Annotated in this window: 13 protein-coding genes and 1 tRNA gene; 11 read left to right on the top strand and 3 right to left on the bottom strand. The window is 38.9% G+C overall.

The features are described 5' to 3' along the window. Positions 1-137: 137 nt before the first annotated feature. On the top strand, positions 138-314 hold the full coding sequence (gene rmf / locus A9267_RS11360) for a ribosome modulation factor (protein WP_055022981.1): 177 nt from the start codon (positions 138-140) through the stop codon (positions 312-314). Positions 315-474: 160 nt separating this feature from the next. Here the strand turns inward: rmf and fabA are convergent, their stop codons facing one another. After that, on the bottom strand, positions 475-990 hold the full coding sequence (gene fabA / locus A9267_RS11365) for a bifunctional 3-hydroxydecanoyl-ACP dehydratase/trans-2-decenoyl-ACP isomerase (RefSeq protein WP_055022980.1): 516 nt from the start codon (positions 988-990) through the stop codon (positions 475-477). A gap of 72 nt (positions 991-1062) precedes the next feature. Beyond that, the gene (locus A9267_RS11370) at positions 1063-2802 is read right to left on the bottom strand and encodes an AAA family ATPase (protein ID WP_065109212.1); all 1740 of its coding nucleotides are present in this window, start codon (positions 2800-2802) and stop codon (positions 1063-1065) included. 255 nt (positions 2803-3057) lie between these two features. On the opposite strand from A9267_RS11370, the gene A9267_RS11375 reads away from it, so the two are divergent. From A9267_RS11375 to A9267_RS11390, 4 genes are all read left to right on the top strand, one after another. Beyond that, positions 3058-3148 (top strand) — tRNA-Ser (locus A9267_RS11375). Between the two features lie 75 nt (positions 3149-3223). Then, positions 3224-4555, top strand: coding sequence for a site-specific integrase (locus A9267_RS11380; protein WP_156669145.1), 1332 nt, complete (start codon positions 3224-3226; stop codon positions 4553-4555). A 92-nt stretch (positions 4556-4647) separates the two neighbouring features. Further along, positions 4648-5100 (top strand): RHS repeat-associated core domain-containing protein, encoded by a 453-nt coding sequence (locus A9267_RS11385; protein WP_065109214.1) that lies wholly within the window; start codon positions 4648-4650, stop codon positions 5098-5100. A 130-nt stretch (positions 5101-5230) separates the two neighbouring features. Next, positions 5231-5575, top strand: a complete 345-nt coding sequence (locus tag A9267_RS11390; protein WP_065109215.1) for a DUF1493 family protein — start codon at positions 5231-5233, stop codon at positions 5573-5575. Positions 5576-5723: 148 nt separating this feature from the next. Here the strand turns inward: A9267_RS11390 and A9267_RS11395 are convergent, their stop codons facing one another. After that, positions 5724-6083, bottom strand: coding sequence for a hypothetical protein (locus tag A9267_RS11395; protein WP_065109216.1), 360 nt, complete (start codon positions 6081-6083; stop codon positions 5724-5726). 325 nt (positions 6084-6408) lie between these two features. Here A9267_RS11395 and A9267_RS11400 point away from each other — a divergent pair, with 325 nt between their 5' ends. From A9267_RS11400 to A9267_RS11425, 6 genes are all read left to right on the top strand, one after another. Then, positions 6409-6624 carry a helix-turn-helix domain-containing protein gene (locus A9267_RS11400; RefSeq protein ID WP_065109217.1) on the top strand — a complete coding sequence of 72 codons (216 nt, stop codon included), beginning with the start codon at positions 6409-6411 and terminating at the stop codon, positions 6622-6624. A 191-nt stretch (positions 6625-6815) separates the two neighbouring features. Then, positions 6816-7148 carry a phage integrase central domain-containing protein gene (locus A9267_RS11405; protein WP_065109218.1) on the top strand — a complete coding sequence of 111 codons (333 nt, stop codon included), beginning with the start codon at positions 6816-6818 and terminating at the stop codon, positions 7146-7148. Between the two features lie 55 nt (positions 7149-7203). Continuing rightward, the gene (locus tag A9267_RS11410) at positions 7204-8010 is read left to right on the top strand and encodes a site-specific integrase (protein ID WP_082972341.1); all 807 of its coding nucleotides are present in this window, start codon (positions 7204-7206) and stop codon (positions 8008-8010) included. Continuing rightward, a complete protein-coding gene (locus tag A9267_RS11415) occupies positions 8007-8837 on the top strand; it encodes a hypothetical protein (protein WP_065109220.1) in 831 nt (276 codons plus the stop codon). Before A9267_RS11410 ends, A9267_RS11415 begins: the two co-directional genes overlap by 4 nt. A 92-nt stretch (positions 8838-8929) precedes the next feature. Further along, the gene (locus tag A9267_RS11420; RefSeq protein ID WP_156669146.1) at positions 8930-9727 is read left to right on the top strand and encodes a hypothetical protein; all 798 of its coding nucleotides are present in this window, start codon (positions 8930-8932) and stop codon (positions 9725-9727) included. A gap of 1433 nt (positions 9728-11160) precedes the next feature. Beyond that, the gene (locus tag A9267_RS11425; RefSeq protein ID WP_065109222.1) at positions 11161-11466 is read left to right on the top strand and encodes a hypothetical protein; all 306 of its coding nucleotides are present in this window, start codon (positions 11161-11163) and stop codon (positions 11464-11466) included. The last annotated feature ends 222 nt before the right edge of the window (positions 11467-11688 follow it).

An 11688-nucleotide genomic window follows, 5' to 3' on the forward strand; every position in this document is an offset into this window, starting at 1 on the left:
TCTCAATACGTTAATTAAAATCCCATAAATTTGTCATAAATCGACATTGATCTTGTCTAAAAAAGCGCCTATTCCTAATGATGAAGCTTTGGTATTTATCGACCCAAAAGCTTAATTAACAAAACGAGGATGTGTTAATGAAAAGACAAAAAAGAGATCGACTAGATAGAGCTTTTTCTAAAGGATTCCAAGCAGGCATTGCTGGACGTTCGAAAGAAATTTGTCCTTATGGCACTTTAGATTCTAAATCACAATGGCTAGGCGGGTGGCGTGAAGGTGTTGACGGCAGGTTAAGTGGATTGTTTAACAAATAGTAAGGAAACACATATTAAAAAAGCCCTCAAACGATGTTGAGGGCTTTAAAGTAGTATCAACCTATATCTTTATCATATTTGCTCTGAGTAAGCAGTATTGGCAGCTAAAGTGTCTTTAAACTGATTAGATACTTTTATTCACGGACAATTAAAAGTTTGCTTAAAAAGTCGATGTATCTTTGAAAATACCGACTTTTAGATCTGTAGCGGAATAAATCTCGCGGCCATCAACTTCCATTGTTGCATCAGCAATTCCCATAACCAACTTACGATGTATTTTACGCTTTAAAGTTAACTTGTAAGTGACTTTTTTGGCATCTGGTAATACTTGACCAGTAAACTTAACTTCACCAACACCCAGTGCACGGCCTTTACCTTCAGCGCCTTCCCAGCCGAGATAAAAACCAACTAATTGCCACATGGCATCTAAACCTAAGCAACCAGGCATAACGGGATCACCATTGAAGTGGCAATCAAAAAACCATAACTCAGGTGTTATATCGAGTTCAGCGACGATTTCGCCTTTGCCAAATTCACCGCCATCTTCATTAATTTTGGTAATTCTGTCGATCATCAGCATATTATCAACAGGTAAGCGAGGTGAGTTAGGCGCAAAAAGGGTACCGTTACCGCAAGCGATTAGCTCTTCTTTTGTGAAACTATTAGCTTTTACCATTTAAAAATTACCACTTATTCGAGAATAGGCAGACAAGATAGCGAACACGTGTAAGCTAAACAACTCCGATCACTAGATTATCCGTAATTTAATTAAAATTCGTTGTAAAAATGACGGTTCAATCTCTTCTTCATCTTGCCCAGCCATTTTTTCTAAGCGCTGCTGAACTAAACCATAAAGAGATTTTTCAGGAAAATCATTGTCTTCATTTCTCTGGCCTGCTTCAATGTCCATTAACAAACTGATGGCCTGATCCATATGCTCAATGGCATGAATGTGGAATTTACCATTTGCAACCGCTTCAATAATTTCAGGAGACAGGTTCAGTTGTAACACGTTTGCTTTTGGAATAATGACGCTTTGTTCGCCGGTTAATCCACGTTGTAAACATAAGCGATAGAAACCTTCAATCTTTTCATTCACCCCACCAATTGCTTGGACATTACCAAATTGATCAAGTGCGCCAGTGACTGCAATCGATTGATTAATAGGTTGCTCCGCAATTGCTGACATTAGACAGCAATATTCTGCTAGTGAGGCGCTATCACCATCAATTTCTTGATAGGATTGTTCAAATACAATATTGGCATTCAAATGTAATGGCGCATCGCGGCCGAATATACGATACAAAGAGGCTGAAAGGATCATCATGCCTTTAGTATGAATGTTACCGCCTAATTCAGATTTTCTTTCAATATCGATAACTTCGCCGTCACCATAATGAACTGTTGTGGTAATTCTGGCTGGCTCACCGTAGCTTGCATCGTCGGTATCGACCACAGTTAATCCGTTTATTTGGCCTATCATCTCACCTGATGTTTGCAAATTAATGAAATTATCTGCAAAGTTTTGAGCGGCATAAAGCTCAGAGGTTTCGTGACGACGTTTAGCTTGTTTTATGGCTTTGGTAACTGACGTGCCGCTGACCGTTTTTGATGTTGTATAACTCGCTGCTTGGAGCATTAATTGTGATAATAAAATGCTTGATAGGCTTAAGCGTTGTTGGTGTTCAGTGAGCTTTGCACTATGCCAAAATAACGTCATTAGGGCTGAAGTTTCTAATGTAACGTCGACTTGCTTTGCGAGGCTATGTAACCACTGTAAATATTGGGCTTCAGAGTATTGGGTTAGATCTAATTCTGAATTGAGTTCAGCCAGTAAAGGGAAGTACTTTAAAAATACCGGATCTTCAGAACGCAAATGACTGAATAAGTTAGCATTACCCACTAAAATGATTTTACAATTAAGTGGAATAGGGGCAAGTTCACTGTTAATTTTGTAGCAATTATCTTGGAGAATTTGCATCACAAATTCCCAAAGCCCTTCGCGCTTCCATAATGACTCTACGTCGATGAATACATAATGGTGACTGGCTAATATCCCTGCCTTATATTGGCTAGACTTGTCTGTTTTAACCATTCTTCCGATTAGTTCAGCGCGGCGAATAGAGCCACTGAGGTAATGATATGACTTATTTTGGCTTGCAATAATACCAACTGATGCTGCAGGCAATGCTGTTTGCCATCGAAAACTAAAATCCAAATCCTCAGTGGGTGTTTTGCTGGCCACTAAATAGGAGTCAGATGGCGTATCAGCTTGCTCGACAATCGCTTTTATTAATAATTGACGATCGATACCCGCATAATCAGCCAAGAATAGATGTTGATTCTCAAGCTTAGTCATTAGCTGAAAAGCTTCGACAGCTCGCTCTTGACCCAATAGCAAATGGCTTAAGTAAACGGTACTCGGTAAAGACTGAGGTAAAGTGAATTGAGGTGCAAGTTGCGACGTCGGGATCAAAGTTGTGGTCATAGCTACAAGTATTAGAAATAATTAATTGCGATTTTAGCACACTATGTCGTCATATCATCGTCATATGGCTGAAATGATTCGTATAACAATCGTTACCGATTTTAAATAAGCCTATTTATTGGCGTGGTTAACTGCGTAATGTGGGTTTGTTTTGGTTAATTATTATCTAAAAAGACGATTTGATGACCATTTGAATAATTTTTCAAAATTTACGGTTTACAATGACCGCTGATACTTATATTATTCACGGCGTTCGGAGAGATGGCAGAGTGGTCGAATGCACCGGTCTTGAAAACCGGCATGGGTTTGTAGCCCATCTAGGGTTCAAATCCCTATCTCTCCGCCATATTAAATACGAAAAAAGCCGTTGATTATCAACGGCTTTTTTTGTTTTTGATTTCGGAAAGGCTTTCTGAGAGGATTGACTCAGACAATGTACCTTTATCGAGCCCCCAATAATGTGTATTTCACACGTATCTGTTTAGCCAAGTCACTTCGTGATAAAGGCTTTCCTTTTGATGTTAAAGTGTCGCTATTTACCTCTGACAGAGCAGAGGCTGTCATTCGCAACATTGATGTTGCTGGCACACTGAAAAGAATCATTAACTCCATAGACCACACAACGCGTATAAATGACTTTATTCGATATGTAGATGAAGTGATTAACGAGATTCGTACTGAGTTTGATAAAGGGAACCCTGCCAGTAGCGCTTCACCTAAAAGGGTTTACATCCCCATCAGAGAAACAAAGCTGTATGAGCACCGTGAAACCACAGCTGTAGCTCAAGCCATGCCTGTTATAGCCCTTGATGATGCATTATCAGATTTTGTTGTTTCAAAGCAGAAAACAGATATGAGGCCGTTATCTATAAAACAGCTTAAACAGCGAACCCTTCATTTCATCAACATGATGCCTGAAATAGCAAACCGGTCATCAAAAAGCAATCAACGTATTTGTGTCAATGACATCTGTACTGGTGATGCAATGAAGTACCGTGATGCTTTACTCACTCAAGGTCGCAGCTATAAAAGCAATAAAGAATACTTGGCAGCAGTATTTCAGTTTTTTAAGTGGTGTCAGCTTATGAATTATTGCAGTCAAAATCCTTTTGAAAATGTATCTATTGGACAAAAGCCAAAAGTAAAAGTAAATCAAGCCAGAGAACGCTGGTCTCATACTGAGCTGAGGAAGCTGTTTACTAGCCCTCATTTCAACGAAGCAAAAGCAGATTTTAAATGGGTATCGCAGTTAATGCTTTATGCAGGGTTAAGGCCGTCTGAAGCCTGCCAGCTTAAATCCACAGATATACAGCTTATTGAAGGCGTGCAGTGTATTTGCATTAATGACAGCGGCAAAAAGCAAAGACTGAAAAACCTCAATGCAAAGCGGATAGTACCATTACATTCAGCTTTAATAGCACAAGGCTTTTTAACGTTTGTAGAGGAGCGAAAGCAGCATGTTCAACTATTTACCTACCAGCCAGTTGGCAGCAATGACCATTGGTCAAAAACCTATTGCAGACAGTTAGCTCAATTACAAACCCAAATAGGCATGAGAGCCAACCAGCGGCCAACGTCTTATGGTTTTAGGCACACTTTTATAGACGAAATGAAGCAATTAGATGTTAGTGAACATATTGTGGCACAAATGGTAGGGCACAGTAATCCCAACATCAGTTATAGCCGATATGGTAAGGATATTAATGCAAAGACACTGGTAAAATACATCGCAAAAATTAACTATGATTTTTGATGAACGGGTGGGTGAAGTGTGAACTTAGCAGGGTAAAGCTGACAAGGTTTTGCTGTATTCTGAGTTAGCGGAAGAGTTTGGTAAAAATTTATATGCAGGCACGATACTATGATCCAGTCATAGGTCGTTTTTACTCGAATGATCCCATTGATGCTGTCTCACATCTCAGTAATGAAGAAGGGGTTAGAGGGTTCAATAGATATTCATATGCAATCAATAACCCGTACAAATATACAGATCCAGATGGGAAAGCTATTTGTGGTGGGCTTTGTGTAATAGGTGTTAGTTTAGCAGTAGGATATGCATTTGATTTAGCTGTTGAGGCTATAAGAGGTGAAGAAAACTCAACTGGAAATACCGCTGGTAATGTAGCAACTGGTGGAGCTGTTGCAGCAACAGGCCCGTTTGCTGATAAGCCAATAGGTGGGATTGCAGGTGGAGGTAAGGCTGGCACTAAAACTTCAGTAGCTAGTAAAGCCAACCATAAGGCTGCACAAGATGGTAAGATTAGTAAGAAAACTAGTCTGCAGTTACTAAAGTTCTGAGGAAAGTTCCATATGGAGGCACTGCTATAGCTGCTGGTCAACTCGTTGATGCAGTTGTGGTTCGAGTTGAAAAAGAAACTGCTTCTGAACCTACTGAAAAAGTAGAAAACAAAGAGTTGGAAAAGCAATAATGGCAACAAACGATAATTTTAACAGTTTTATCAAAGATTCTGGGTTGTCAGATTATTACAAATCAAGCTCTGACTTGGAGTTGAGGTTGTATCATGATTTAGGTATCTATGGTGACATCGCAGAAAGTTGTATTGAAACACTTAATGATAAATGCGGTGTTGATGTTTCATGCTTTAAATTTGACAATTATTTTCCTGAAGAATTTTCAGGTAAAAGTCAGTTTCAAAGAGTGTTGTTTAGCCTTATTCCTTTTTTAAGAGTATCTAAAGAAGATAAAACGGACTTTAAACCTCTCACATTTTTAATGTTGAAGAATGCTATAGACAAAGGTAGGTTGGAATAGACTTACCTGACTTTTGAATCCAAAGCCCCGTCCTCTAAAGAGTAGGGCTTTGTTTTATCTAGCTTTGGTGGCTTGGGATTTTCATTTCAATACTAGGCTCTATGGATTACGATATTTTCATTTAAAATTAATACTTTAGTAATATTTACTAGACATTAGCTGTGGGCGATTGACTCTCTTTCCTGATTTCATCTATTAAGTCGGTGACAACCTTGAATTCAGCGAGTGTTGTATATAGCTTGCTGTCTAAAGTTTTCATTTTACGATTAATGATAGGGCTATAGAATGAAAATTTAATGCTAAGTGACTTAGAGGCCGTGATTTCATGTGTTAACAGCTTGATATGTTGCTGAAGTGCATTATAGTGGCTGTTTAATAATTGTTGGTTATTAATATGCTCATTTAATGCGGGTTTGGTTTGTCTATGAAGCATTGGTGATATGTGCTGTGATTTCAACTGGCTTTCGTAAAGTGCATTACGAGCTCTTTTAGGTGAATGACGTTTCACTAAATGTTGCTTTTCTAGGCGCTATAAATGGTTATACATACACTTTCGAAGAATAGCGATATCTTCATTCTTGTTAGTGAATGCAATTAATGCCTGTAATAAGAACTCAGTATGAAAGAAAACGGAGCAATGTGTATTAATGATATTTATAAATTCAACTTGTTTCATCTTTGATAGATTCGAGTTGTGAGTAAATAAACCCACTGACGCATGCATCAGTGGGTCGGCGTTTAGCTAATAAGGCAGCGGCAAACTGATATTAGCTAAGTGATTCATCATCGCGAAGCACACTATAGTGTGCTTTGTTTTAATCTACAAGATAAGAATGAAAAAAAAGATTGCGATTGAGTTTGGCAAAAAGCTTGCTGAAATAAGAAAAGATAAAGGGTTGCTTCAAAAAGACTTGTCACAGCAATGTGGTTTTAGTCTTAACTATATTGGTATTTTAGAACGAGGAGAAAAAAGCATAACCTTAGAGAAAGTGTATGTAATTGCGAGTGTGCTTGAGTGTTCGGTATATGATTTAATCCCTGATGAATGAGATTAGCCCGTGTTTTTTTCGCATTTATATCAAACATATTGAAGATGATTTAAGGGAAGAAACTACATGAATCACACTTCAAAAATTTGACATTTTTAAAATTCAGTAATAACTTTTAGTATTTATAATCAATAGCTTGCGCAATTCTTTTTAGGGGCGTATATTATCCGTAAGAATACCGGATATGTCGTATGAGTTATGTAATAAAAGATTATCTCAAAATATACCTTTCTTTCAGGCGCATTAATTCAGCGCCTTCCACGTTTAATTCTGAGCGAAGTAAAGCAGCAAAACTGTCAGCGTTAATAGGGCGTCAGGCCATTGATTCCATTAGGCACTCTGACATTTTAAAGTTGATTGAAAAACTAGATAAAACGTATTCCAACAAAACCATCAATGAATTCTTTATCATCTTACGGGCTGTTTTTACTTACGCACTCAGAGATGGCTTGATTCATCAAAACCCGATGGAAGGCATACAAAACCGTAAGGTGTCGCATAAAGAGCCGCAGCCTTTTCCCTAGAAGAATTAAAACAGTTAAACACCGTTGCGCTTGAGGGTGAAAAGCACCTTATTCAATTGGGGTCTTAACAGGTCTTCGTATTAGTGAGTTGCAGGCATTAGGCTGGGATGCAGTCGATTTTAATAAATCAGTCCTGTATATCAGTATTGCACTAGTGGATAAATGTTATAAAACCCCAAAAACGGCAGGCTCGACAAGAGTTGTTGAGTTATGTGACTTAGCGGTATCGATATTACAGCAGCAATATCGCATCACGGTGCATTTAAAGCCGCGCAAAGTCTGTGTATTGCAGGCCGATAATAAAAACAAGCGCATAACGCTATTGCGCTCAGTCTTTTACAATAGCAAAACGAACAAACCGTTTTTGAATGCAAAGCAATTCAATAAAAGCTTTTTTGCTCCATTACTAAAATCCGCAGGAGTGAGTCATCGTGGGGTGGGGCAGTTAAGGCACACCTTTGCAAGCCAGGCATTAACCACGGGCATATCTAAAGAGTGGATAGCGAAGCAAATGGGGCATACCTCCGCCGCCATGATAGATATTCATTACGGTCGTTGGATGGCGCAAGATGCACCTAATCATGCCGAAAAAATATCGACACAATTTGCCACAGTATTTGGCAGTGGTGACGCCACAAACCAAGCTGTACAGCCACCTTCTACAAAGACCGACTTAGCTGAACAAAATACACAGTCTGCGACGCCAAACTCCATAACGAGGCCTGTTACATCCCATGAGGACATTGCATTAACGTCTGAGCAGTTAAGCCTCTTTGTACGCCAGCATCGGGAATATCAGGCATTGCTGGAAAGGTGTATAGACCAAGTGGTTGGACGGTCTGACGGGGAGGGGGCAAAATGAAGGATATTAGAGTTTTTTTCTCATGTTTAAATTTTTCCTTTAATAAAAAAGGTCGCAAGACTGCTAAGGCATCACTGATGCATTCATTGCGCCTTAACAACCCTAGCGGTAACGGCATACCCTATCTTGGTAATTTGCAAAAATACTTTCGAACCAAAGATGAATTGCATGCTGAATGGGATACATCATTATCAGATAGTAATCTGATAGATACGCCAGAGGGTATTGTCCCACTTAGCACGGTATCGCAAGCGCAGCGCGAAGCAATATTGCTCGATGTTATGGGAAAAACCACTCAACATGCGGGAAATTATGAGCAAACAAGTAAAGCTAAATCGAAATCAAAAGCCAAGCTCAATAAGTGGGCTTCAGATGTTAAAACACCAAGACAAGTGGCTGACTTATTCACAAGGTGCATAACATCCTCTGCCTTTATCGATGCTAATGAGGTGAGCGCTGAATATAATCAGTTTGAACTGGACAGAAAAAACCAAAAACACAAACAACTTATCAACTATATCAATTTACATAATGCGTTAATTGAAAAACCGAAAACCCTCAACTCGACAAACTTTCAGGAGTTACTTTTTAAAATTCCTGTCAAACATGGCGTTAATTCGGATGAGATGAGCCATGTCGAAATGATGAATGCAATGAAGTTGTATTTAAAAACCTTTTACCTCCAATATCCAATTAAATTAATGGTTTTACACCATGGTGAACGGTTACCTGAAGAAAACACTAGGGGCATGTTCACGTATTTATTTCTGGTCAAAACAGCGAAACAGGTGAGTATGATTTACGCCGGTCTCAAATCCAATGTGTGAATGCGTTTTTAGCGAAGCGGGGTGATGTTGATGATTGCTTACCAGTGTCAGGGCAGTTGAAGTATATTCAAACCAGTGAGGTTTATCGTTATATGCAACAGATGTTCTATGTATTTATCAATGCAAACCTATTTAACTCCAAAGGCCTTAATGCAGAATTCTCTCCCGCCTCAGAGCGTCACTCAGCGTTACGCAAAAAAATGAAGGCAGAGGCTAGACAGCCAAAGCATCAGCGTCCATTTAATTTTCACACCCGCAAAGTCGAATATTTACAACAACAAGTTATTGATTTGAAGAAGGAGCATCAGTCGATTACTCATACCCTCTCAGATAGTGAGCAAACCCTCGCAAGGTTGAAGATTGAAAACCGTAAAATACACAAGCAAAATATTGATTGGCAACAAAAAATAGTTGAATTACAAAGTGAGTACAAGCAATTGCGCGTTAAGCACGACAATATCCGTAATGTTATGGAGCAAGGGCAGGTGTTTATTCGCGAGCAGGCCTCAGTGAGAGACCAATTAGATGTTGAAGTTAATAAGCTAACTCAAGCGGCCAAGGTTAAACAGAAGGAAGTCATTAAACTCGGTGAGGAAATCGGCAAAAGAGAGGCAGTATTAGCGCGTCTAAAAGAGCTTACCAATCAGGCAATACTGCCGATACAGTGTATGATAAAAAAATTCATGATGCGTTTTGGCAGTAAAGGTAGCAGCGCAGAAAATTTCTATTTTAATCGTGTTATAGATGTATTCGATGACAGCTTATCACCAGAATATCGGGATATTTCTATTGGTATAACCAAAGCGCTCAATGACGACAAACTGGAGTCGGCATTAATCAAGAAAAATAAAAAGCTAATGAAAAACAGCCTGGATTACACTTATAAATAAAACAAACAGGGTAGATGTTACCTTCTCAAAAGCTTGTCAAAAAGGCTTATTGCGCACATCTGTGCCAATAAGCCCTTTTGCGTACATACCACCCTCGTTATTTCCCTAAACTCGGTATAGCATTTTAATTCGACATTAAGCCCCAGTGTCATGGTCACACCTTAAAACTCGTTGATAGTTTACTTGGTGTTCAAGAGTCAATATTTACCCTCTTAGCGATATAGCGGCTTTATAAGGTGTGTAAGCACTTTCGAATAGAAACCGTGCATAACCCTTACTTAAGCCGACACTATCAGTAGTCATCGATTCTCGAATTATATGGTGTCACCATAGTTAGGTGAGGGAGGGTACTGCCACTGATGGCAATGCTACTGCCACAACGGGCAGTAATAATGTCAAATATGGCAGTACGGATGCTACATTTCACTGCAATGGTCGCAAAACATCGGCAATTAATATCAGACAATGAGGTTCTGAAGAAATATCGCTGAATTTTGAGCGCATTTCCTGACGTATTAACGCGATATAGCTCCTATAAAACGCTCTGAGAGATGACGCTGTGAAGTGAAATTTCGACTTTCTCACAAGCCTTTTATCGAACCTTATGAGTCAAAAAATACAAAAAAATCGCAATCAGAAAGAGCGATTTCTTAATGTATTTCACCTGTAAGGTTGAATTTGATTAAAAAACCTATTTCAGCATGTCATTTCAACAAAAAGCGGTAAATACAACGAGTGAGGTTCGAACAACTGTCAACATTTCGCTACAGCAGAGAGCGGTCCGTTTTTAAACTCGTTTGCATTCGCTCTCAGTGATAGCAATATTTTTTAATTTATTGGCAACGAGATAAGCTCAAGAGCGGTATTTGGTCGCTATAACGTGCTTGTAGTGCTGTATTTATGATGATTTCAACCCCATAGTGCAGAATTTGTGATTGAAGGCGCTAGAGGCATGGCTCAATTGCCAGTAAAACCGCACTCAGCGAGTGCGAAAAAAGGCTTGTCACCGCAGTCTAGACTGCGAAAAAGAATAGCCCACTTGAAAGTGGGACAACATAGTAACCCGGTACGCTAGTATCCCACTTTTTGTTCCAAAAAGGTCGGATATTAGCTACGGGCAAGGGGAGTACCCCTTTGAACCCAAAAGCCACATGCTTTGCATGTGAAAAATCAAAAGCGTTAAAGACAAAAGCAGTAAGATTACTCTTATATAGTCTGCTCTGAATTACCGTCTTATGATTTCATTTCCGTCATTACATATCTTGCAGTACGTGCAAGCTCAGTTTGTTTTTGTCTACTAGATACAATTAGTTACTTTACTTCAATGTTATAGCAAATATAGGATGTTCTTAATCAATAAGTTGAGGGGCTTACTTTACTGTGATAGGCCTTCAATAAGCTGTTATGCATCATTCATTAAGGAACGTAATCTCTTGAAGCTTCTTATAGAGTCGCTTAACAAGTATGCCAAAGACTTTCCACTTGAAAGCAATTTTGATTTGGAAGTACCAGATAATTGTCCCCTACACATTCCAGATGATATTACTGATAACTTTGCAAAAAACATTTATATGAAGAAAAATTTTCATACAGTTCTATCAAAAGAAAGCCCTATTGAAAATAGATACTGGATTATTCAAAAGTGGGGGGGGATAGGTGGATTAAAGGAGACTGACCGTAACAACACTATATTAAATAAATTAGACTCTGAACCTGAGGTATCCCCACAAATAATATAGCGGAATCAGTAAGATAAAAAATAAGGGAACATTCATGACGTTTGGTGATCAAATCTTTTGCCAAAAACAAATGAAGGTTAAACGCCATGAATGCTCTTTCTATTGTGAACAAAGTCATATCGCTTGTCAGCTATAAAATGCATAAAACACGTCAAAATGCAGTAATTGCCTGCGTGAATAGCTTGCTCAATGGGAACGTTGCGACCGTCACGAGTATCGGTC

Origin of the sequence: Shewanella sp. UCD-FRSSP16_17, assembly GCF_001675935.1 — a bacterium.
Classification (GTDB): Bacteria; Pseudomonadota; Gammaproteobacteria; order Enterobacterales; family Shewanellaceae; genus Shewanella; species Shewanella japonica.

Bases quoted from the DNA above. Each gene is read 5' to 3' on its own strand.
- A9267_RS11415 (WP_065109220.1), top strand. From the start codon at position 8,007: ATGAAGGATATTAGAGTTTTTTTCTCATGTTTAAATTTTTCCTTTAAT.
- A9267_RS11390 (WP_065109215.1), top strand. From the start codon at position 5,231: ATGGCAACAAACGATAATTTTAACAGTTTTATCAAAGATTCTGGGTTG.
- rmf (WP_055022981.1), top strand. From the start codon at position 138: ATGAAAAGACAAAAAAGAGATCGACTAGATAGAGCTTTTTCTAAAGGA.
- A9267_RS11400 (WP_065109217.1), top strand. From the start codon at position 6,409: ATGAAAAAAAAGATTGCGATTGAGTTTGGCAAAAAGCTTGCTGAAATA.
- A9267_RS11420 (WP_156669146.1), top strand. From the start codon at position 8,930: ATGCAACAGATGTTCTATGTATTTATCAATGCAAACCTATTTAACTCC.
- A9267_RS11370 (WP_065109212.1), bottom strand. From the start codon at position 2,802: ATGACCACAACTTTGATCCCGACGTCGCAACTTGCACCTCAATTCACT.
- A9267_RS11385 (WP_065109214.1), top strand. From the start codon at position 4,648: ATGCAGGCACGATACTATGATCCAGTCATAGGTCGTTTTTACTCGAAT.
- A9267_RS11405 (WP_065109218.1), top strand. From the start codon at position 6,816: ATGAGTTATGTAATAAAAGATTATCTCAAAATATACCTTTCTTTCAGG.
- fabA (WP_055022980.1), bottom strand. From the start codon at position 990: ATGGTAAAAGCTAATAGTTTCACAAAAGAAGAGCTAATCGCTTGCGGT.